Here is a 21,377-nt window from a genome sequence, read left to right as displayed (position 1 = left end):
ACGTGGCGAGGAGGGTGGGCAGAAGCGGCTCGTACGCCCGACAGAGTGAGTGTGAGTACGCTGAACTACAGGTCTCAGCGCAACACTACATACGGTCCTGACATGTAGTCAGATCTGAAAATATGGCGCCGTTATTGAGAACGGACAGGACGCTCAGGCCGCGAACCCGACGTTGGTCACATACTCGTACTCGCCCCACTGGGAACCCAAGTCGATGACCGCGTCGTTGACCCAGGCATCGTCGAGTGCTTCGTCGTCGTCCTCGACCCAGGCCCGCACAATGCGGTCCCAGTGACGGACATTGAGCGTGCGGTACTCGATCACCCGCTGACGCGGCCTCGGAACCCGGGACTGGTTCAGCGGGTGCAATTCCACACGGGTGCCACGACCCTCACGATTGAGGCGGGCAAGCAAGTACCGGGCCACGTTGTGGCGTCGCACAGTACGGTACGCGGCCTCGATCCTGTCGAGGTTCTTCTTCGACGGACTGCGCCTGCCATCCAGCCACGCCTTGATCGTACGGTCGGTGACGGTCAGACCGGCATCGCGGGCAGCAGCGCGGGCATGGTCGCTGCGGGTGAGGTAGTGCAGCCGGGCCAGCAGACCACGCCGCACCGTGACCGGAGTGGCGACAAAGCCGGCGAGTGCGTCGAGCCGACGGGCGACCACCTCATGCCCTTTAAGGCCACGAGCCCCATACTTCCCGAACTCGACATTCCTCTCCGGCATTCGATACTCCCTCCCGCAGCTGCTGACGGTTCATTTTCTCTACAGATGCCAGAATACCCTAATTCCCGCTCGCTCGTGGCGAGTTCGGTGTTCCGGCCTGGTGTGGCGGAACACGGAAATTCCACCATGCGCCGGTCCGCATGGACTATTCACTGCTATTGCGCCGGCGGTGATGCCCCGCCGTATTACGTTCCCGCGCCTGACTGCAATGGCGCGTATTCCGGCTGTGGTTACTGAACTTGATTGAGTGATGTCGGAGCCGTTTGCCTGACAGCGGCACCACGGCTCCGGGGGCCGTTTGAGCGTGAGATATGCGCAGGGCGGTGGGTTGACCAATGCAGGGAGGCCGCGCGGGAGCGGATCCGGTTGCAGACCGTGCAACGCTTCTAGGACGGGGACAAGATCCGGGAGATCGCTACTGCGCTGCGGGTCAGCGAGCGATCGGTGGAGCGGTGGCTTCGTCAGTGGCGCGAGCACGGCGAGGCCGGAGTCCTGTCGAAGGGATCGCCGGGGCGACCGAGGCTCGGCGAGAAGCAAATCGTCGGACTTGAGCGGGAGTTGGAACGCGGCCCGCTGGTCCACGGTTGGACCCACCAGCGGTGGACGCTGGCCCGGGTGAAGAGGCCGATCGGCCGCTTGTTCCACGTGAGCTACACGGTGGAGGGCACGTGGCGGCTGCTGAAGCGGCACGGCTGTTCGTGGCAACAGCCGATCCGCCGAGCCATCGAACGCGACGATGCGGCCTTGGAGTTGCGGAAGAAGGAGGTCTGGCACCTCACCAAGCAGCTGCGGGAGTTCATCGACGCGAACGCCACCTGGCTCACCGTGTTCCAGCTGCCCACCTACGCGCCGGACCTGAACCCGCAGGATGGCATCTGGTCGCTGGTCAAACGCGACGTCGGCAACGTTGCCGCAGCCGACCTGGGCGAGATCACGCGGGTCGCGAAGCGTCGGCTCAAGCAGATCCAGTACCGCCCGGACCTGGTCGACGGCTGCCTGACCGGCACCGGCCTGATCATGGACGGCTGACCGATATATCACGAGTCGAGTTCAGCGGCTCGGTACGGCACGGCTCCCGGCTTCCCGAGGGTGCGACCGTTGACGCCACGCCGCGCCACCCGCCGCTGCCTGGTGGGGCGTTCAGCATCGTCTGAAAACCCCTTGCTTCCCGGTCGCCCGCTTGGTGGGATGCAGGGGCTTCGACGGCGTGAGGGGACGGCTTGGCGGTGTTCGGGTGCGCCGGCTGCGGTGCAGTACTCACGGCGGCAGTGTCAGAGGTGACACTGCCGGTTCATCTCAGCGGCACCTACTGGGAGACCCTGCACCCGCCGCTCCTGGAGGCGGGGACCTACGCCGTTGATCCCGAGCCGTACGGGCCGCCCTGGCGGCCATGGGGAGAGATCGGAGCGCAGGAGGCGGCCGCGCGGGGGGTCTTCGCGCCAATCGGCACTCTGTCCGATGGGCCGTCAGACACCGTCCTGCTCGCACCCGGCGACATGCGCGACACGGGGCTGATCGCGGAGCGGCCCGAGGGCTACTGCATGGGGATCAACGGGAGCGGCGGGCCGAACCTCGCCTGCCTGAGCTGCGGACTGCCAGTCGGATCGCGGATCGACGACTGCGGGCAGTGGCAGGTGGTCCGGCTCCTGCCACAGGCGGTGGTGCGGCTGCCCGGCCCGCCGGAGCGGCCGGTCATGGACTGGGCGGAGCTGCCGGCCGACGGTGTGCTGTGGCAGGGGCTGAGCGAGTACCGGGACATCCCGGCGGGCGTGGCCCTCGCCCACGTGGTGGTGGCAGCCGGGGGCGGGCCGGTCGAGGTGGCGCCCGGTCCTGTCGCCGAGCTCCTTGGCCGAGCACTCGCCGCGCTGCTGCCGTCCGGGGAGGGGGCGAAGTGGCTGGACCTGGCGGGGCCGGGGCTCGGCGAACCGTCCGCCGCGCTGGTGTTGGTGCCGGTCCATCCGCAGACCGGAGAGGTGTGGCGGCCCAGCGGCGGCGCGATAGCCGTGCCCGTCGAGGCCCCGCTCTGGGCCGAGCTGGCCTTCCCGCCCTATCGGACGCGACTGCCGGTGGCAGGCGGGCTGCCTGCGGGTGTGGAGCGGGACGATCCGCTGCCACCACACCCGCAGTTGCCGTTCCGACCGTCCTGCGATGCGTTCCGGTACACGCTCGCGCGCATGCCCGCCGTCAGGGAACCGTGGCTTCGGGCGATCTACGACCGAGGGTGCTGACCCTTCGGAGGTCGTGCGGACCCAGACGTTGGGTTCAACATAGACGGCGTAGTCGAGTCATGGACTTGGTCGCAGCCGGGACAGAGACAAGGGCGCCGGGGACGGCAACCGGGCCAGCGGTGTCGAAGGGCAGGCCGGTCCCCTTGCGGGCCATCACGCAAGCAGGCCCGAAAAAGACATTGGGTCCGGGGCGACCCGTTCGACAGGCGCCCGCGCGGACATGGATACACCTAGAACGACTTGATCTTGGTGCTTTGGCTGCCCTGGCACTTCACTACCGGGGGCGGCCGCTTGTTACTCTTTCCGATCATGCGAGCCCTCTTCCCAGGATCCTTCGACCCGGTCACTCAAGGGCACCAGGACGTACTCCGGCGCGCCGCCCTCCTGTTCGACGAGGTCGTCGTGTGCGTGATGTTCAATTCGAACAAGACCGGCCGCTTCCCCATCACGGAACGGCTGGACCGGCTCCGCGCGGCAGCAACTGACTTGAGCAACGTCACGGTCGACTCCCACACCGGCGGCCTGCTGGTCGACTACTGCCGCCGAGTCGGAATCGACGTCGTCATCCGCGGAGTCCGCGGCGTTCCCGACCTGGACTACGAAATGCCGATGGCCCGCATGAACCGCGAACTGGCCGGAGTCGAAACGTTCTTCATCGCTGCAGACCCCGCCCTGGCCCACATCTCCTCCACCCTCGTCACCGCGATGAGTCAACAGGACCGTGTCCCCGAATGATGACTTGAGCGAGTCTTCCAGCAGCTGGGGGCGGCAGCGAGACCGAGGAGGGCCAGGTAGTTGCGGGAATGGCGTTCGTAGCGGTGGTTGAGCCGGCGATAGCCGGTCAGCCAGGACGTTGGGTCGGCCGCGCGGCGAGGTGTCTGCCGTGGCAGGTCCTGTTCCGCGCGGCCTCCCGCCGAACCGGACGTGACGGTTTCCCGGTCATCCGGCTCTCCGATGATCACGACGTGAATGGTCTGGCCGTCTGTGTCTCGTGGATGCGGTCATGGCAGGCGTCGCAGGCCACGACGGTCTTGCGGCGCCGATCCAGCATGACCCGTGCCCCGTCGGACGTCGGCCATCCGGCACGGGCGAGGTCGGCGAGGGCACGGATGTGATGCACCTGGGCATCGCCAATGGCTCCGCAGATCTCGCAGGTGTCCGCCAGGAGTCGCGTAATCAACTCCTTGTGCGGATAGTCCACCCAGACCGGCCGTCGATCGGTGATCTTCGCCGACCGCTGCCGGTGGAGAGGTATTCCACCGAACCGGGCCACCAGTGGCTTCCTGTTCTTCCGCTCGATGCGGGCCTCAAACAGACGCGGCGCACAACGTCCTCTCGATCACCCACCGGCGCCGTCCGAGCCGTTGCGATGACTCGACGCCCTTGCGGGCGATGCGGACACCGATCCGTTTGCCGCGTAACCATTTCCCCAGGTGGGGGATGTCGTAGGGCTTGTCGGCGTGGACGAGGCCAGCGTCGTCGAGCCGGTGCAGGATCTCCTCGTGGAGCCGGCCCCAGACTCCGGCCCTCGACCAGATCAGGAAGCGCCGATGGGCCGTCGACTTCGATATCCCGAAGCAGGGTGGTAGAGCCCGCCAAGCGCACCCGCTGACCAGGACGTAGATGATGGCCGCGAACAGCGTCTCATCAGGAGTGTCCTGCGTCCCGCCGCCTCGCAGGCGTCGCCGGCCTCACGCCCGTCCCTCGCGCCTCTGGCAAGGTCAGCGGCAACCTGCGCCGCCCGCGCCGCTACAGCCGACGCTTGTTGCGGATGTTCTACCTCTCCGCCCAGGTCGCAGCCACACGCTGCCCCGAGTCCAAGGCGTTATACCGGCGGAAGGGAGCTGAAGGGAACACCCACAAGCAGGCCGTGCTCGCGCTTGCCCGCCGACGCCTGAACGTCCTGTGGGCCCTGCTACACGTCCGTCTTCCTCACCGAACTGCTGGCGCCAGCACAGGAAGTCGAGGCTCTTCTGCCTCACCCTGCGTTCGATCTGCTCAGGGGACAGCCCTGCCTCCCGGGCCAGGTCCTCTGTGCTGCTCATCGACTCGGGCTGGCTCAGTTCAGCAGCGCCGAGATGCGCTCGACTACCTTCTGACCTGCGCGCTGCTTGATCAGCCCCTCCTTGGCAATCGCCCGCACATGCAGGGTGGTGGTCCGCTCGCCGCTGCGAGTCGCATCGACGGTGACCACCACCGGGTTCATGTTGAGGGCTCCGCCTCCGGTGAGCACGCGGAGCGTCACTCGGTCCGTTGCTGCCTCCACCAGTTCTGGGTTCGCGCCAGGGGACAGCTCGACAAGCACAGCGCGGACGCGTTCAAGAGCAAGGTCGAAACCCAGCGGCAGTTCGCGGTCGAACTCACTGATGTCATTCTTGAGGAACCGGGAGGCGATCTTCCCGCCGCGGTTGATGCGGCCGAGGGCTTCCGCCAAGAGCTCGTCCTCTGGCTGCTGCATCCGGCGCCCCCTTCTTACCTGCACGATCGAAACGGCTCCGCCAAGACTGCGCTACCCCACCGGTGTTTTCAACGGCAACGGTCCGTTGCCGCGCCTGTCCAACGCCTGCGAAGCGCCGTTGAGTCTCTCCGCACACGAGTTCAAAAGCTCAAGGAGCGCTTCAGTTGGCGGGTTTCGCCAAGTACCGCACCAGGGACGTGCCCGGTGCACCAACAACTCGTTGACGTCGAAATCCAAGAGCCATTCGGTCACGGCCCAGGCAGGATGCCCTCTGTGAACCATGTCCTGTGCGGGCTCGCCGCCAATACCGCCTTGCCGCCCGAGCTGATCGACCGGCTGATCGCGGTCGCGGACGCCGACGTGGCCGTGGACCTCGCCGGCCGCGCGGACCTCAGCCATGCGCAGGCGGTTGCGTTGAGCTCACGCGTTGAGGAGAGCGCTGTACGGCTTGTCTACGAGGGCCGGCTGACCGCCGCTGACGTCGATCCCGCAGCACAGCCGCACGCCGCCCTCGCCTTGCTCTACGAGCGTGCCGGCAGCCCGGAGTGGGCGCGCCTCCTCGCGGCAGATCCGGGCTTTGAGCGTCGGGAGAAGCTGGCTGCCTGCTCCGGCCTCCCTGCCGATGTGGTGGAGACGCTCGCCGCGGACTCGAACGTGCGAGTTGTCTCGGAGCTTGCGTTGTGGACCACGCCGGAAGTGGCAGCCAGGCTTGCAGGGCATCCGCACGCCGAGGTCCGCCGCGCGGTCGCGGCCAACGAGGCGACACCCCCGGGCGTACTCGCGGCGCTGATCACCGGTGAAGGGCTGCCTCCCGCACAGCGGTGCCTGGTCTGCGACCGCGAAGCGACGCCGTTCGTGCACGATCCGCAGTGCCCGCGGCCCGACTGCGATCTACTGCCGGGCGCCTCCTGCGACGGGTCCCACGAGTCCACCGTGCACGACATGCAGGAGGCTGCACTGCGGAACCCGGCGACACCCACCGAGGCCGCCGTCGGCTTCGTGGACCATCCTTCAATGCTGCTGCGCTGGGCGCTCGCAGCCAGGCCCGACCTGCCTTCGGAGGCGTGCGGACAGCTCGCCGTAGATCCCATCCCCCGCGTCCGATCCAGCCTCGCCGAAAATCCCTCGATCGACGATGCCCTGATGCGCGCGCTGGCCAATGACCGTGGCCACGATGTGCAGCACAGGCTCGCACACAACACGCACGTGCCGCTGGATGTGCTCATTCACCTGGCCGGCGCTACCAAAATCGGCGCCACCCTGCTGCCGCGTGTCGCTGCCGCCTCTCCTGCCGAACTTCAGGAGCTGGCCCAGTCGCCGAACCCGGCCGCGCGGATGCTCCTGGCCCAACGACGCGATCTGCCGACCGAGATCCGCGACGCGCTGGCCACCGACCCCGACGCGAAAGTGGTCAAGTCCATCGCTCCGCACCCGGGCCTCTCCGAAGCACAGCTGCGCGCCATGGTCCACCGGCACGGGGTCCGGGTCGCTGCCAAGGTGGCGGCCAACCCGGACGCGACTCCGGCGCTGCTGGAACAGCTGACCCGGCACGAACCATCGGTACAGAAAGCGTTCCGCGAAGTCGCCCGGCACCGCAATGCGACGGCCCCGGCGCTGCTCGCCTGCTTGGCGGACAGACAGGCGAGGCCCATAGCCGCCGGCCATCCGGCACTCCCGCCGCCGATCATCGTAGAGCTGCTCACCGACGCCGACTGGCAGGTAGTGGAAGCGGCAGCCACCAACCCGTCACTGCCGCTTGCTGTCATGTCGGACCTCGTGCCCTACCCGTAATTGCCCTGCCAACTGAAGCCCTCAGCCCCGCCAGCACAAGCGCCAACCCGTCAAATGAGGCGCACAGTCAGCCAGTCCACACGGTGTAGACGGCGTCGACGGCCTCGCTCAGAGACGGGCATCCGTGCACGTGCCCGACCACGCCCGTACGCCGGTGGTGACCTGGGCGAGCTCCGGAACGCCGTGACGGCTCGCGCAACAGTTGGCGCAACCGATAACCGCAGCAGTTGGCGCAGCCCGGCGGGCCCCGGCGCTGGAGGGCGGTGTCGATCGAGCAGCACAGGCTGGATGACCGTGTCTTCCTTACGTCCTCTCCCGTTGCTCATGACCAGGGGAGCTATAGCTCTCGGTCTTGGGGAGGAGCGGGCGTTTGCAGCACGATCCGTCACGCGGAGCGTCGGAAGGCAAGGATGTCCATGCCATCGTGATCGGTGCGGGCTTCTCCGGCATCGGTGCCGCGATCCGGCTGCGCCAGGAGGGATTCGGTGACCTCCTGGTGTTGGAGAAGGCTCCGCAGCTCGGGGGTACCTGGCGGGAGAACACCTATCCGGGCTGCGCGTGCGATGTGCCGTCCTCGCTCTACTCCTACTCCTTCAGCCCCAACCCCGGATGGAGCAGACTCTTCGCAGGGCAGCAGGAGATCCACGACTATCTCCGGACGACTGCGGAGCAGTACGGCGTAGGCGAAGCGTTGCGCTGCGGTGTCCGTGTGCTGCGGGCCTGCTGGGATCGGTCTGCGGGGCGTTGGCGGTTGGAGACGACCGACGGCGACTACAGCAGCGAGGTGCTGGTCATGGCTACGGGCCCCTGGCACCGGCCACGGCGTCCTGAGGTGTTGGGGCTCGCCGAATTTCCGGGTCCGGTTGTCCACACCGCGCAGTGGGACCACACCGTGGACCTGGCCGGCCGGCGCGTGGCCGTGGTGGGGAGCGGGGCTTCGGCCGTGCAGGTCGTCCCGGCCATCCAGGAACAGGCGGCAGCGGTGCACGTATTCCAGCGCACCGCCCAATGGATCCTGCCCAAACCCGACTTCCAGGTCCCCCGGGCCCTCGGCTGGTGTCTGCATCACTTGCCCGGCGCGCAACGAGCCATACGCAGCGCCCAGTTCAGGATGCAGGAGGGCTTCGGTTACGCCTTCCGCCACCCACGGCTCGTGCGCCCCCTGCAGGCAGCTGCCCGTGCTCACTTGCACCTCGCGGTCCGTGACCGGCGCCTGCGACAGGCGCTCACGCCGCACTACACCCTGGGCTGCAAGCGCCTGCTGACCTCGAGCACTTACTATCCAGCGCTGGCCAGGCCCCACGTCCACCTTCACCCCACCGCTGTGTCCGCGGCTCGCGGGAACCGCCTCATCGGCGCCGACGGCACTCAGGCCGAGGCCGACGTGGTGATCCTGGCCACCGGCTTCCACATCGGTGAGCTGCCGCTGGCACGACGCGTGCACGGCACGGACGGCCTGACCCTGCACGAGACCTGGGCCGAGGGGCCCGAGGCCTACCTTGGCACCACCGTCAGCGGCTTCCCCAACCTTTTCCTCCTCCTGGGCCCCAACATCCTCAGCGGCTCCACCTCCGCCATCACCGTCCTCGAAGCCCAGCTCACCTACCTGTGCGCGGCCCTGACACACCGACGCCGGGGCGGCTACACCTCCGTGGACGTGAAACCGGCGGTCCAGGCCGCGTACAACACCGCGTTGCAGGACGCGCTGCGGACGACCGTGTACGACGCCGGCCACTGCTCCAGTTACTACCTCAGCCCCAGCGGGCGGAACACCTTCTCCTGGCCCTGGTCCACCGGTCGGCTCATCCGCCGTCTCAGTCGCTTCGACCCAGCGGCATATGCCCTTCAAGGACCCTGTCTGCCCAGTCCCCGGTCCGCGCCCATCACGCCGCATCACACCAGCACCGTCGGTAAGAACGGACCCACCGCGTGACACAGCAGCCGCCATCGCGACGGTAGCCTCACGGCCGCGCCCGAGACGCTCGTCTCCGACAACGGTCACGCCGCGGAGGGGCCGGGCAAAGTCCGTGAGGCGAAATCCTCAGCGGGCCGCGCTCGCGGGGCTGAGCGTGGGATGGGTGTGACGCCGCCAGAGGTGGACGGACAGACCGGGAGTCATGACACGGGGTCTCATCCACGGTGCTGAGCCTTCGGCATGGAAGGCCCAGCACCGCTGCAACACGGCGGTGCGACGCGTCCTCTCAGCCCCCGAAGTGGCGATTCCTGCCCAGGTCACAGGTGTAACGCGCTCATTGGCTCAGTCCCGGGTGGTTACGACCAGTTGTTGGACCACAGGTCGCAGTCGTCGGCGACGACGAAGGCGTTGGACCGCTGCGCGGCGCCGGTGCCGGCCCGGGCGACCGTGACCGCGCCGGGACGCTCAATTCGATGTCACCGACGACGCCTCCGTCGCCACCGCGGCAACCGACGTCTGCACACGAAGGCGCGATCGATGTTCTGATCAACAACGCCGGCGTGCACGGTCCGCACGGCGATCCCAGCAACCTGACCGCCGCGGACGCTCTCAGCGTCTTCGACGTCAACCTCTTCGCTGAACCATCACACGGCGACAAGCTCACCGTCAGGCCCAGAGCCACTGGGCCCCTCGGATCCTACGAATGACCGGCGCGGACCCGCGCTGGAAGGCAGGACACGCTCAAGGCTTGCGGCCGATGAAGGCAAGCAAGCGAGTCTGTACGTCGGCGCTTTCGGGTACCTCGACCCGTGGTCCGTATTGCCCGCTCTTGCGGAGCACGTCGTCGAGCGGCAGCATCCCGTCGAGCAACTGGGCGCACCTGTCGGGGGCGAGGCGCTCCTCCTGGCCGGTGGCCCGCGCCAGGTCCCAGGTGTGCATGAAGACGTCGGCGGTGTAGAACCGGTCGACCGCCTGGTCCAGCGCGACCTCTCCGATGTGCGGGTTCGACAGCATTTTCTGCGCCGTGGCCGGATCGTCGAGGAGAGCCTGCACCCCGTCGCTGTGCACCGTCCAGGCCGCCACCGGGTCGTCGTCCACCGACGGGCCTTTCGGCAGTTCGACTCCGGCGCCGGCCTTCAGGAAGTTGGGGAACCACTCGACAAGGTGGCGCACCACATCCCGGGCGACCCACCCCTCGCACGGCGCCGGGTTGTCCCATGCCCCGGGACGCACTCCGCGCACGCGGTCCGTGAATACTCTTGCGACGGCGCGGTGTTCATCGGCTGCCCTTGTCATGGTCTCAAGCCTTCCTTCTCGGTACGCCGGTCGGCGTTGCCGCTCTGACGGCCGCTGAGCAGCTCGTCAAGCCGCTCGTAGCCTTCGCGGATGCCGCGTTGCATGCCGCTCTTGATCATCGAGTCGCGGGCCTCGACGGAGTCCATGAGGGATTTGGTGGTGACCCGTGTGCGACCGCCGAGGTCCTCGAAGGTGGTTGTCTCCAGGCTGACGCCGTCCGGGAAGCCGTCGTAGGCGAAGGTCTGCACGAGGCGCTCGTTGAGACGTACCTCGTGGAACACGCCGCGGAAGCCGTACTCCGTACCGTCGTCCTCGCGATGCACATAGCGGTACGACCCACCAGTGCGCGCGTCGTACTCGTCGATCCGCATGGTGAGCCGACGCGGGCCGAGCCACTGGACGACCAGGTCAGGATCGATGTACGCCCGGAACACGAGCTCAGGCGAAGCACCGAACTCCCGGGTGATGAGGATCGTGGGCAGAGCCGGGTCGGCCACGATGTGCGTCTCGTGCCGCCGGTTGGTCTCCGCGCCGCTCATGATGCCGCCTCCTTCGTCGAGGTGCCCGTCACCGGATGTTCCTTCATCTGCTCAAGGACGGCATCGAGCCGGCGGAAACGGTCTTCCGCCTCGCGCCGGTAGCGTTCGATCCATTGCGTCATCAGGTCGAAGACCTCGCCCTCGAGGTGGCAGGGCCGCCGCTGGGCGTCCCTGCTGCGACTGATCAGACCGGCGTCTTCCAGAACCCTGATGTGCTTGGACACAGCCTGCACGGTCACGTCGTACGGCGCGGCCAGCTCATTGACCGTGGCATCCCCGACGGCCAGCCTGGCCACGATGTCGCGCCGAGTCGGGTCGGCCAGAGCGGAGAACACCCGGGACAGCCGGTCGTCGGCCATCTCACACCTCACATATTCAACCTATCGGTTGAATAAAGCTACGGCCGAACCCGCGAAGTTGTCAACCGATCGGTTGAATAGCGGTCGACGCAGGAGAGTTACGGCCTCCGTCCAGGAAGTAAGCCGGGCGGCGGCATGACGGCTCCCCAGTCGCCGCCGAAGACGTACGCCGACTCGCCGTCCGGCAGCACGGACAAGAGGAACCGGTCCGCGCCGTCGCTCCACACCTCGAATCCGCGGAACGCATCGAGGACTTCCTCTCCCCCCGCGTACGACCTGATCCTCAGCCGTCCCGATATGGCCGCCTTCGAGGTCAAGGTCATGATCGAAGCCCAGGGCCGGCCCGAACTCCTGCCCCTGGCCCGCGCCCACTACGACGCCTTCCGGGACTTCACGCGGAGCTTCCTCGAAGCGCAGGGCCTCGCCCCGGACGATGCGCTGGTACAGGTACTGATGGCGCTCGGCGACGGCATGGTCCATCAGCGCGTCGTCTTCGGAGAGGACCACCACGCGGACATGGCGCGCCGGATCGAGGGGTTCAGGCGGCTGGTCCGATCGATGACGGGCGACCGGGCCGACTCCGCCTGACGAGCCGTGGTGGCCGCACGCACTCCACGGTGAAAGCAGTGCCGCGCCCACAGGCACATCGCGGACGTGGAACGTCGTGCGTGCAGACCGCACCGCTGGTCGCGACCGTGCCCCGCACACCGCAGGACAGCGGACGAGCCTCGGTCGAGGCACTCGCCGCGCTCGTCGCGCTCGTCGGGAGGGGTCCGGCCACCGTCCACGATCGTGCCGACCCGTGTGCCCGTCCCGTCCTCGACACTCCCCCGAGGTGGCGTGCTGCCTGTCGGCGATGACCGACCAGGGCGTGTCGTCTCTGATCAAAAATGTGTCGTGCTGAGTCAAGAAGGGCGGCCGTCCGCCCCCTAGCGTGATGGCCATGGACTTCAGCCCTTCCCCGCGCGCCGCCGAACTCACCGGTGCTGTGCGGTCGTTCATTCGCGACGAGATCGCCCCCGTCGAGCACGCATTGCAGCTGCGCCAGGCCGAGGCGCGCCGCGCCGGCGGCGAAGTGGACCCGTGGCAGGTGCCGCGGGAGATGCACGAGCTGCGGCGTAAGGCACGGGATCAGGGGCTGTGGAATCTGTTCCTGCCCGCAGGGCACGAGGGGCCGTACGCGGAGCGGTTCGGAACGCGCGGCGGCACGGGACTGTCGAACGTGGACTACGCCCCGATCGCCGAGGCGACCGGATGGTCGTTCCTGGCTCCGTATGTGTTCAACTGCAACGCGCCGGACACCGGCAACGCCGAAGTGCTGTTGCGCTATGGGTCCCAGGAACAGAAGGACCGCTGGCTCGACCCGCTGCTGGAGGGGCGGATCCGTTCGGCGTTCGCCATGACCGAGCCGGGCGTGGCGTCCTCGGACGCGACCAACATGCAGCTCACGGCCGTGGTCGAGGGCGACGACGTCGTCCTGAACGGCCGCAAGTGGTGGACCACCGGCATCGGGCACCCGGACTGCGAGGTCCTCCTCGTCATGGGGCTCACCGATCCGGAAGCGCCCAAGTACGCCCGGCACTCGATGGTCCTGGTCCCACGGGACACTCCCGGTGTGAAGGTCGAGCGGATGCTGGACACGATGGGTTTCCTCGACGAGCCCTTCGGCCACGGCGAGGTCTCCTTCACCGACGTCCGCGTCCCCGTGTCGAACATCGTCGCCGGCCCGGGACGGGCCTTCGAGATCGCCCAGGGCCGCCTCGGCCCCGGCCGGGTGCATCACGCGATGCGCATGATCGGCCTGGCGGAACGGGCTCTGCACCTGGCCTGCGAGCGTGGCCTGGCCCGCACCGCGTTCGGAAAGCCGCTGGCCGACCTCGGCGGCAACCGGGAGCGCATCGCCGAGGCGCGCATCGCGATCGACTCCGCGCGTCTGCTCATCCTCAACGCGGCCTGGAAGCTCGACACCGTCGGCGCCGCGGGCGCGCTCAGCGAGGTCAGCGCCATCAAGGTCGCGGCGCCCCAAGTCGCCCAGCAGGTCATCGACTTCGCGATGCAGATCCACGGCGGTGCCGGCCTGTCCAGCGACTTCCCGCTGGCCGGTGCCTGGACCGCGGCGCGGGCCGTCCGCCTGGCCGACGGGCCCGACGAGGTGCACAAGGGCGTCGTCGCCCGTATCGAGCTCGGCAGGCACGGGGCGGCCCGATGAGCCGCGGGCCCGGCGGCCGCCGGGTGCTGATCACCGGTGGCGCCTCCGGCCTCGGCGCCGCGCTCGCCTCCCGCTACGCCGAGCGCGGAGACCGCGTCCTCGTCACCGACCTGGCGGGCGAGGCCGAGGTACCAACGGGCGCGCTGTACCAGCGTCTCGACATCACCTCGCCGTCGGAGTGGGCCGGCGCTCTGGAACGCGTCCGCCTCGACCTCGGCGGGCTCGACGTGCTGATCAACAACGCCGGCATCGCCGCCGGCGGGCGCGTGGACCGCCTCGATGACGCGCACTGGCGGCGGGTCCTCGACGTCAACGTGCTCGGCACCGTGAACGGGTGCCGGACCTTCGCCCCGCTGCTCAAGGCCCAGGGACACGGCCAAGTGGTCAACGTGGCCTCCCTGGCGGGGCTGGTCCACCCGGCGGCGATGAGTTCCTACGACGCGAGCAAGGCGGCCGTCGTCGCTCTCTCGGAGAGCCTGCGCCACGAACTCGGCCCGTGGGGCGTCGATGTCACCGTGGTGTGCCCATCATTCTTCCGTACGAACCTGGCCTCCTCCCTGGGAGGCGAGGACCCGTTGATGGACGAGGTCGCCGCCAAGCTGATCTCCCGCGCGCCGCTCGGGGCCGAAGAGATCGCCGCGCGGGTTCTGAAGGGCGTCGACGCCCGCCGCTTCCTGGTCCTGCCCGACCGGTCGGCGCGGCTCGCCTACTGGACGAAGCGCCTGGCACGTCCCCTGTACGACCGTCGGATGCTCGCCTCGGGAGCGAAGATCCGGCGGGCCGAACTGCGCGAGAAGGCACTCGTATGACCCGTATAACCCGTATGAACAGTCCGATCAGCAAGAAGGGTGTCGTCCTCATCACCGGGGCGAGTTCGGGCCTGGGCGAGGAGATGGCCCGCCAGTTCGCCGCCCTCGGCTACGACCTGGCCCTGTGCGCGCGGCGTACCGACCGCCTCGACGCCCTCGCCGACGAGATCCGTCTCTCCACCGGACGCAGGGTCGAGACCGCCGCCCTCGACGTCACCGACAGCGTCGCCGTCGCGTCGGTTTTCCACGAGTTCGCGCAGCGGTACGGAACCATCAACCGGGTCGTCGTCAACGCAGGCATCGGCAAAGGCGCTCCCCTCGGAACGGGAAGGGCCGATGCCAACCTTGCGACGGCGATGACGAACTTCGTCGGCGCGCTCGCCCAGGCCGAAGCCGCCCTGGAGATCTTCCGCCGGCAGGGACGCGGTCACCTCGTGCTCATCTCCTCCATGTCCGCGCTGCGCGGCATGCGCAGGTCCATGACGACCTACGCGGCGACCAAGGCCGGGCTGGCCTCCCTCGCCGAGGGCCTGCGCTCGGAGAACATCAAGGGCCTCGACGTCTCCGTCGTCCACCCGGGATACATCCGCTCGGAGATGAACGCCCACGTCGAACAGAAGACCCGGTTCATGGTCGACACCGAGACCGGAGTGCGCGCGATGGTCGAGGCCATCGAGAGACGTCGCGCCAAGGCATACGTACCGGCGTGGCCGTGGGTGCCCATCGGGATCGCCATGAAGGTACTGCCGCTGCGGATCGTCCGGAGGCTCACATGAACGCCCGTACGGACAAGGGAAGTACCGACATCGCCGGGGCGCGCCCGGTCCGTGACGAGGACGCCTTCGACGTCGCCGCCATGGCCGCCTGGCTCGCCGAGAATGCCACGCCGGGCAGCACGGACCTCGACCTGTCCGCCGTCCCGGAGGTGCGGCAGTTCTCCGGAGGCGTGTCGAACCTGACCTATCTGCTGCGTTACCCGGACGGCGACCTCATCCTGCGCCGCCCTCCGAACGGCATTCACCGCAAGGGCGCCCACGACATGGGCCGCGAGCACCGCGTCCAGACCCAGCTCGGGCGGCTGCTGCCCCACGTGCCGCGCACCGTCGCGCTGTGCGAGGACCCGGCGGTCATCGGCACGCCGTTCTACGTGATGCGGCGCCTCCTCGGCCCGATCCCGCGCAAGGACCTGCCCCGCGGGGTGGTACTCGACCGGGAGCAGACCGCGGCGCTGTGCCGCAACGTCATCGACCTGCTCGTCGACCTGCACGCCGTCGACCTCACGGCCACGGGACTCGGTGACCTCGGCAAGGGCGACGGATACGTACGCCGGCAGGTCGAGGGCTGGTCGGAGCGCTACCGCACGGCGCGCACCTGGAACGTCGGCAGCTTCGAGCGGGTGATGCGGTGGCTGGCCGACAACCAGCCCGCCGACCGCCCGCACACCCTGGTGCACAACGACTTCCGCTTCGACAATGTCGTACTCGAACCCGAGGACCCCACGCGGCCTGTCGGTCTGCTCGACTGGGAACTCGCCACCGTCGGCGACCCGCTCATGGACCTCGCGAACAGCCTCGGGTACTGGGTGCAGGCCGACGACGGGAGGTACATGCAGGCCTTCCGGCGCCAGCCCACCCACCTGCCCGGGATGATGACCCGAGAGGAGGTCGTGGCGTACTACTGCGCGCGCACCGGCACCGGTATGACCCACCGGGAGTGGGCCTGGTACCAGGTGTTCGGCCTGTTCCGTGTCGCCGTCATCGCCCAGCAGGTCTATCAGCGGTACCTCACCAGGCAGACCACGAACAAACAGTTCCGCCTCTTCGGCGTCGCGGTCGTGCTGCTCGAACTGCGGTGCCGCCGCATCATCGCCACCGCCCGACGGACGTCCCCCGACATCGCCGACACCCAGGTAGGGAAGCAGCCATGACCTCGTACAGGGAGCCCAACGCCGTGCCCCCGACCCGCCGCCTCCTCTCGACCCGCCGCTGGACCCCGCCCCCGGCTCCCGCCGACGAAGGCCGCACACGCACCACGCGCCGCCTCGCCGTCGCCCGCCGGATCGCGAGCGGCGGGCACGGCCCAGAGGATGTGATCTTCGACGGACAGGGCGGCCTGCTCACCGGTCTCGCCGACGGCAGGATCGTGCGCGTCGACCCGGCCACCGGTGCGTGCACGGTGGTGGGCGACACCGGAGGCCGCCCGCTGGGACTCGAACCCTCCGCCGACGGCAGCGTCCTGGTCTGCGACCACGACCGGGGGCTGCTGCGGATGTCCGCCGACGGCTCGGTCGAAGTGCTGGTCGACACCGTGGCGGGCCGGCCGCTCACCTTCGCCAGCAACGTGGTCGAGGGCCCGGACGGGACCATCTGGTTCACGGTGTCCACGCGACGCTGGGACCTGGAGCACTACCTCGGCGACGTCATCGAGCACTCCTGCACCGGCCTGCTCGTCCGCCGTGACCCCGACGGCACCGTCACCGTGCTGCGCGACGACCTGAAGTTCGCCAACGGCCTCGTCCTCGCCCCGGACGCCTCGCACCTGCTGGTCGCCGAGACCACCGGGTACCGGGTGAGCCGCCACTGGCTCACCGGCCCGAAGGCCGGGACCGGCGAGCCGTTCGTGGAGAACCTCGCCGGCATGCCTGACAACATGAGCCTCGGCAGCGACGGCCTGCTGTGGGTGGCGATCGCAGCGCCCCGCAATGCCCTGCTCGACCGGCTACTCCCGTTGCCGGGCTTCCTGCGGACCGTGGTGTGGAATCTGCCCGAGGCCATACGTCCCAAGGCCACACCCATCGCCTGGGCCATGGCCTTCGACCTCGACGGCCGCCTCGTGCACGACCTGCGCACAAGCGACGGCTCATACGGCTTCGTGACCAGCGTCGCCGAGTACGAAGGGATCGTGGTGGCGGGCAGCCTGCACGAGGACGACCTCGTCGTGCTCAGCCTCTGACCCGTGCCTCGCGGCGCAGGGCGGTCGGTGTCCGGCCCCACCAGCGTCGGGCGCAGCGGGTGAGGACCGCCTGTTCGGCGAAACCGACGAGATTGCTGACCTGGGCCAGCGGCATGTCCGTCGTGGTCAGGTAGGTGCGGGCCCGGGCCCGGCGCACACCGTCGAGGATCGAGGCGAACGACTCGCCCTCCGTGGCGAGTTGACGCTGCAGGGTCCGCGGGTGCACGGCGAGGACCCGGGCGACGTCGACGAGGTCGGTGGAACCGGTCCCCAGAGACTGGTCGAGCACGGCGCGCACCTTCGCGGCCACCACCGGCCCGGCCTCGGGAGAGTGCCGGGACAGGAACGCCAGCGCGAGCCGGCGCAATGTCTCGTCGACCCCGTCGAGCGGGCGCGCCAGCAGGCTCGACGGTACCCGCAGCAGTGCGCTGTCCCGTCCGAAGCGGACCCGGGCGCCGAAGGCGTCCTCGTACCGCGTCCGTGGCGCCACGGGCTGATGAGGCAGATCGACCGACCGCAGGCCGTAGCCGCCACCGACGAGGAACATGACGGCGCGGTGGACGAACAGCGTGGTCATGTCGGTGGCCTGTGGCAGCGGCCGTACGCCCGCGCCGAAGGAGTAACGCAGCCCGACCACCCCGCGCGCCCCGTCGGGGTCGTCCACCAACGAGACACTGAGGTCGCGCGCGTGGACGAACAGATAGCGGGAGGTGCACTCCAGCGCGTCGGCGACCGAAGCGGAGTGCTGGATCGCCACCGCCAGCGGGCCCAGCATGCCGAAGTCCTGCGCCTCGGCCACCCGCAGACCCAGGTCAGGACAGCCGAGGTCGGCTGCGGCGATCTCCAGGACCGCGGCAAGAGCGGTGTCCTCCACGAGCAGCTCATCAGTGTCGAGCGCCCCGTCCGGCAGCCCGGCCCTCCGGGCGTACACGTTCGCGTCTCCGCCGAGGCTCTCCACGACCTGCCGGAACTTCTGCAGACCTGCCGACCGGACCAAGGACACCCGCACAGCATGACGTTCGTGTCACCGGGGATCAAGGCGACTCCATCGCCAGCGGACGGTTCCTGGTGCTGGAGCGAGGTCATCGCGCAGGTGGCGGCTGCCGGCCGCCCGCTCTCGCGGTTGGGGCCGACGCTCTCGGCGCCGACGCGTTGGAGCTCCATGGTGAGGACGGCGTAGGACCAGTTGTTGAAGTGGACGACCGTGACGTCGAGCTCTTAGCGCGCCAGCGTCCGCAGCGACTGGATCGTGTACATCACCGAGCCGTCCGCCTGGAGCGGGTCTGCGCCTCGTCGGAGATGATCGCCCCCTCCGGGAGGACGGCTCCGATGGCTTGGCAGACCTTGTCGGCGGTGAGTTCACCGCTCGGCGGCTCCGGCCGGGACAGCTGCTGTACTGCAGCAGTCCTGACCGAGCCCGTCGTAAAGGGGCACCGCACCACGCGAATTGCCTGAGCGACCCGTCAGCTCATCCAACTCCATGCGTGCCGCGATGGCCTCCGGATGGGTGGGCCCGTGCTGGATCCGCAGCTCACGAACGCGCCGCCCGGTCTGTCGAATACGGCCCAGAAACCGGTATTCACGTGGGGCAAGGCGGCCCCCGCCACGATCTGGTGCTCCGCGCAGACTGCTCCTTCATCGCTACGGAGCCCGGCTGCTCAGCGGCCTGCTGTCCCGGCCCGCGGCTTGGCGGTGCTGGACGGCCTGGTCTCCGCCACCATGCTCACGATGGTCCGGCTTCTGCCGGGCCGGCACCTGACCGCCCCGCGTTCCGCACCGCTTTGCGCTCGTCGAGCTCCATCGCCCCCGGGGCGCGCATCATCGAAGGAGGGGAGACCGTCGACAAGGAGTAGCGATGAGGTTGTCGTTCCTTGAACCCCTCTACGCGGAGCCGGGGCCGTTCGCCTCCGTGTACCTGGACACCTCCCGAAACGTCGAGCATCCCGAGCGGGCGATCGCGCTGCGCTGGCGGCGGCTGCGCGACAGTCTGTCCCGTCAGGGCTCGGACCGGACGCTGCTGAACGTGCTGGAGGAGGTGGTCGGAGCCGACACAGAGGTGCCGGGGGTGCACGGTCAGGCCATCTTCGCCGCCCACGGCACGCTCGTCCTGGACGGGGAGCTGCCCAGGCCGCCCGAGCACGACTCCGCGCGCTACAGCACCCTGCCGGACGCGATGCCCCTGGTCACCCAGCACGTTCCGGAGATCCCCTACATGGCCGTAGTCGTCCACTACGGCGGCCTTCCGACCGCCGAGACCCACGGCTGGGTAACTCTGGAGGCGGAGACCGGCACCTGGCCCGCGTCCACCGTCACCCCGGGTGAGCGGCTGCACCACAGGGTCGCGGTGGCGACCTGGCACCGCACCTCCCTCCGGCTCGGCCACCGGCTGGACGAACGGGCGCGGCGCGCCCATGCCGACGCCGTCGTCGTGGGCGGGGACGAGTGGGCGTGCAACGTACTGATCCGCCGCCTGCCGCACACCCTGCGGGACAAGGTCGTACGCGTGGGCGGCCGGACCCCCACCGACACCGGACGCGCCCTGTTGGAGCCGCAGCTCGACGGCGTCTTCCGCGGCCGCATGGCCGCGCACGACCGGGAACTCGTGGACATCTTCATCGGCCGGCGCGCCCTGCACGGACCCATGACGGAGGGGCTGGCCGCCACCGTCGCCGCCCTCCAGCGCGGCCAGGTCGCGGCACTGCTGCTGAACCGGCCGCCAGGGTCTTCGCTTCGGCTTTGGGCGGGCTCCCAGCCCACTCAGCTCGCCCTGACCGAGGCGGAGCTGATGTCCTTCGGCGTGCGGGCCCCGCGCGAGGAACGCGCCGACGAGGCCCTCGTCCGGGCCCTCGTCGGCACCGCTGCGGAGCTGGTCGTCGTACCGGAGAGCGAGCTGAGGTTGTACGAGGGCGTGGGCGCCCTGCTGCGGTACACCGACCCGGGGACCCCGTCCTGACGCCGGCGCGCTGCGCCTCCCGGATCACGGGTCGCCCCTTGCGCCCGCCCCGGATCGCGCCGCGCGCGGAACGTGCCGACACTGGGCTGAAGCGGCAGCGCGGCGGATGAGCGGCGGATGGGGCACATGGACAGGAGCAGAAGCGGCGCGGAGGAGACGGACGTCTCGATCACCCCGCCCAAGACTTGGGCGGTAGGCGTGCCGGCGGTGGCCAACGCGCTGCGGTACTCCCTGGAGCAGACGACGGTCCGCCGTACGGCGCTGACGCTGCTCAACCTCAACCAGACCAAGGGCTTCGACTGCCCGGGCTGCGCCTGGCCGGAACCGGACCCCGCTCACCGGCACCGCAACGAGTACTGCGACAACGGTGCCAAGCACGCGAGCGACGAGGCGACGTCGGGCAGCGGGCAGGATCACGCCGCGCGGCTTCTGGAACGCACCACGACTGGGGCCACCGGGGCCGCCGACGCCACCGCCACGGCCCCGCGGTCCGATGGCCCATGAAGGGACCCCGGAGGACCTGGTCCGCGCGGCCCACGCCGTGGGCGTGACCGACGACCGTCTCCTGGAGGCCGTACGGAGCATCCCCCGGGCGGAATTCGTCCCCGCGGACGAGGTGGCATCCGCGTACCGGGACACGCCCGTACCGCTCCCCCACGGGCAGGTGACCACCCAGCCCTCGCTGATCGCCATGATGGTCGCCGCTCTCGGCCTCACCGGAGACGAACAGGTCCTGGAGGTCGGGACCGGATACGGCTGGCAGACCGCGCTGCTGGCCCGCTTGGCCGCGCACGTCGTCAGCGTCGAGCGCTGGCCCGACCTGGTCGACGAGGCCCGCCTGCGGCTGGCCGGGCAGGGCGTCGGCAATGCCGAGGTCGTACTCGGCGACGGGACCCTCGGGATGCCGACCCGTGCCCCGTACGACGCCGTCATCGTCTGCGCGGCCTTCCCGCGAGTGCCTGAGCCGCTCGTGGATCAGCTCCGCACCGGTGGCCGGCTCGTCCAGCCGATCGGGCAGGGCGGGCAGGAGCGCGTCGAGCTGTACGAACGGCGGGCCCGCGGCCTGGTGCACCGCAGGACGGTCACCGCGGCCCGGTTCGTCCGGCTGTACGGCGCCCATGGCTACGACCAGCGGTGAC

General features: G+C 69.3%; 21 protein-coding genes and 4 pseudogenes. 16 read left to right on the top strand and 9 right to left on the bottom strand.

The window, feature by feature from the left end; all coding sequences use genetic code 11:
• Positions 1-153 precede the first annotated feature (153 nt).
• Positions 154-729: a transcriptional regulator gene (locus AB5J50_RS49255; protein WP_369265022.1), complete on the bottom strand. Its 576-nt coding sequence runs from the start codon at positions 727-729 to the stop codon at positions 154-156.
• A gap of 402 nt (positions 730-1,131) precedes the next feature.
• On the opposite strand from AB5J50_RS49255, the gene AB5J50_RS49250 reads away from it, so the two are divergent.
• The 3 genes from AB5J50_RS49250 (at position 1,132) to coaD (ending at position 3,692) form a co-directional block, all read left to right on the top strand.
• The gene (locus AB5J50_RS49250) at positions 1,132-1,758 is read left to right on the top strand and encodes a winged helix-turn-helix domain-containing protein (RefSeq protein WP_369265729.1); all 627 of its coding nucleotides are present in this window, start codon (positions 1,132-1,134) and stop codon (positions 1,756-1,758) included.
• 191 nt (positions 1,759-1,949) lie between these two features.
• A complete protein-coding gene (locus tag AB5J50_RS49245) occupies positions 1,950-2,957 on the top strand; it encodes a hypothetical protein (protein ID WP_369265021.1) in 1,008 nt (335 codons plus the stop codon).
• Between the two features lie 309 nt (positions 2,958-3,266).
• Positions 3,267-3,692, top strand: a complete 426-nt coding sequence (coaD, locus tag AB5J50_RS49240) for a pantetheine-phosphate adenylyltransferase (RefSeq protein WP_369265020.1) — start codon at positions 3,267-3,269, stop codon at positions 3,690-3,692.
• Between the two features lie 223 nt (positions 3,693-3,915).
• Here coaD and AB5J50_RS49235 read toward each other — a convergent pair whose 3' ends face one another.
• Together AB5J50_RS49235 and AB5J50_RS49230 are read right to left on the bottom strand one after the other, a co-directional pair.
• The gene (locus tag AB5J50_RS49235; RefSeq protein WP_369265019.1) at positions 3,916-4,230 is read right to left on the bottom strand and encodes a hypothetical protein; all 315 of its coding nucleotides are present in this window, start codon (positions 4,228-4,230) and stop codon (positions 3,916-3,918) included.
• A gap of 52 nt (positions 4,231-4,282) precedes the next feature.
• Positions 4,283-4,633 (bottom strand): annotated as a pseudogene (locus AB5J50_RS49230) (transposase); the annotation flags it as partial.
• Between AB5J50_RS49230 and AB5J50_RS49225 the strand changes: the two are divergent.
• Positions 4,618-4,875: pseudogene (locus AB5J50_RS49225) on the top strand (transposase); the annotation flags it as partial. The pseudogenes AB5J50_RS49230 and AB5J50_RS49225 sit on opposite strands and share 16 nt — an antisense overlap.
• Before the next feature lie 141 nt (positions 4,876-5,016).
• Here the strand turns inward: AB5J50_RS49225 and AB5J50_RS49220 are convergent.
• Positions 5,017-5,415: a hypothetical protein gene (locus AB5J50_RS49220; RefSeq protein WP_369265018.1), complete on the bottom strand. Its 399-nt coding sequence runs from the start codon at positions 5,413-5,415 to the stop codon at positions 5,017-5,019.
• Between the two features lie 273 nt (positions 5,416-5,688).
• On the opposite strand from AB5J50_RS49220, the gene AB5J50_RS49215 reads away from it, so the two are divergent.
• The 3 genes and pseudogenes from AB5J50_RS49215 to AB5J50_RS49205 all read left to right on the top strand — a co-directional run.
• Positions 5,689-7,206 carry a hypothetical protein gene (locus AB5J50_RS49215; protein WP_369265017.1) on the top strand — a complete coding sequence of 506 codons (1,518 nt, stop codon included), beginning with the start codon at positions 5,689-5,691 and terminating at the stop codon, positions 7,204-7,206.
• Positions 7,207-7,576: 370 nt separating this feature from the next.
• Positions 7,577-9,139, top strand: coding sequence for a flavin-containing monooxygenase (locus AB5J50_RS49210; protein WP_369265016.1), 1,563 nt, complete (start codon positions 7,577-7,579; stop codon positions 9,137-9,139).
• Positions 9,140-9,587: 448 nt separating this feature from the next.
• Positions 9,588-9,753 (top strand): annotated as a pseudogene (locus AB5J50_RS49205) (SDR family NAD(P)-dependent oxidoreductase); the annotation flags it as partial.
• Positions 9,754-9,862: 109 nt separating this feature from the next.
• Here AB5J50_RS49205 and AB5J50_RS49200 read toward each other — a convergent pair.
• From AB5J50_RS49200 to AB5J50_RS49185, 4 genes are all read right to left on the bottom strand, one after another.
• Entirely contained in the window at positions 9,863-10,363 is a 501-nt protein-coding gene (locus AB5J50_RS49200) for a TIGR03086 family metal-binding protein (RefSeq protein WP_369265015.1), read from the bottom strand.
• 50 nt (positions 10,364-10,413) lie between these two features.
• The gene (locus AB5J50_RS49195; protein ID WP_369265014.1) at positions 10,414-10,956 is read right to left on the bottom strand and encodes an SRPBCC family protein; all 543 of its coding nucleotides are present in this window, start codon (positions 10,954-10,956) and stop codon (positions 10,414-10,416) included.
• On the bottom strand, positions 10,953-11,315 hold the full coding sequence (locus AB5J50_RS49190; protein ID WP_369265013.1) for an ArsR/SmtB family transcription factor: 363 nt from the start codon (positions 11,313-11,315) through the stop codon (positions 10,953-10,955). Before AB5J50_RS49190 ends, AB5J50_RS49195 begins: the two co-directional genes overlap by 4 nt.
• A gap of 98 nt (positions 11,316-11,413) precedes the next feature.
• A complete protein-coding gene (locus AB5J50_RS49185; RefSeq protein ID WP_369265012.1) occupies positions 11,414-11,638 on the bottom strand; it encodes a hypothetical protein in 225 nt (74 codons plus the stop codon).
• Here AB5J50_RS49185 and AB5J50_RS49180 point away from each other — a divergent pair.
• The 6 genes from AB5J50_RS49180 (at position 11,637) to AB5J50_RS49155 (ending at position 17,285) form a co-directional block, all read left to right on the top strand.
• The gene (locus tag AB5J50_RS49180) at positions 11,637-11,903 is read left to right on the top strand and encodes a hypothetical protein (protein WP_369265011.1); all 267 of its coding nucleotides are present in this window, start codon (positions 11,637-11,639) and stop codon (positions 11,901-11,903) included. The two genes, AB5J50_RS49185 and AB5J50_RS49180, sit on opposite strands and share 2 nt — an antisense overlap.
• Positions 11,904-12,258: 355 nt before the next feature.
• Positions 12,259-13,524 (top strand): acyl-CoA dehydrogenase family protein, encoded by a 1,266-nt coding sequence (locus AB5J50_RS49175; protein ID WP_369265010.1) that lies wholly within the window; start codon positions 12,259-12,261, stop codon positions 13,522-13,524.
• Positions 13,521-14,333, top strand: coding sequence for an SDR family NAD(P)-dependent oxidoreductase (locus AB5J50_RS49170; RefSeq protein ID WP_369265009.1), 813 nt, complete (start codon positions 13,521-13,523; stop codon positions 14,331-14,333). The genes AB5J50_RS49175 and AB5J50_RS49170 overlap by 4 nt, the downstream gene beginning before the upstream one ends.
• Complete coding sequence (locus AB5J50_RS49165) at positions 14,330-15,109, top strand: SDR family oxidoreductase (protein WP_369265008.1); 780 nt, start codon at positions 14,330-14,332, stop codon at positions 15,107-15,109. Before AB5J50_RS49170 ends, AB5J50_RS49165 begins: the two co-directional genes overlap by 4 nt.
• Positions 15,106-16,260, top strand: coding sequence for a phosphotransferase family protein (locus AB5J50_RS49160; protein WP_369265007.1), 1,155 nt, complete (start codon positions 15,106-15,108; stop codon positions 16,258-16,260). The genes AB5J50_RS49165 and AB5J50_RS49160 overlap by 4 nt, the downstream gene beginning before the upstream one ends.
• Positions 16,257-17,285, top strand: a complete 1,029-nt coding sequence (locus AB5J50_RS49155) for an SMP-30/gluconolactonase/LRE family protein (RefSeq protein ID WP_369265006.1) — start codon at positions 16,257-16,259, stop codon at positions 17,283-17,285. Before AB5J50_RS49160 ends, AB5J50_RS49155 begins: the two co-directional genes overlap by 4 nt.
• Here the strand turns inward: AB5J50_RS49155 and AB5J50_RS49150 are convergent.
• Entirely contained in the window at positions 17,275-18,288 is a 1,014-nt protein-coding gene (locus AB5J50_RS49150; protein ID WP_369265005.1) for an AraC family transcriptional regulator, read from the bottom strand. The genes AB5J50_RS49155 and AB5J50_RS49150 overlap by 11 nt on opposite strands.
• A gap of 852 nt (positions 18,289-19,140) precedes the next feature.
• On the opposite strand from AB5J50_RS49150, the gene AB5J50_RS49145 reads away from it, so the two are divergent.
• The 3 genes and pseudogenes from AB5J50_RS49145 to AB5J50_RS49135 all read left to right on the top strand — a co-directional run bounded on the left by AB5J50_RS49145 (position 19,141) and on the right by AB5J50_RS49135 (position 21,376).
• A complete protein-coding gene (locus tag AB5J50_RS49145) occupies positions 19,141-20,238 on the top strand; it encodes a hypothetical protein (RefSeq protein ID WP_369265004.1) in 1,098 nt (365 codons plus the stop codon).
• 126 nt (positions 20,239-20,364) lie between these two features.
• A pseudogene (locus AB5J50_RS49140) lies at positions 20,365-20,637 on the top strand (hypothetical protein); the annotation flags it as partial.
• Positions 20,638-20,731: 94 nt separating this feature from the next.
• Positions 20,732-21,376 (top strand): protein-L-isoaspartate(D-aspartate) O-methyltransferase, encoded by a 645-nt coding sequence (locus AB5J50_RS49135; protein ID WP_369265003.1) that lies wholly within the window; start codon positions 20,732-20,734, stop codon positions 21,374-21,376.
• Position 21,377 lies beyond the last annotated feature (1 nt).

Origin of the sequence: Streptomyces sp. R35 (assembly GCF_041053035.1) — a bacterium.
Classification (GTDB): Bacteria; Actinomycetota; Actinomycetes; order Streptomycetales; family Streptomycetaceae; genus Streptomyces; species Streptomyces lutosisoli.
This window is presented reverse-complemented; position numbering and strand designations above follow the sequence as displayed.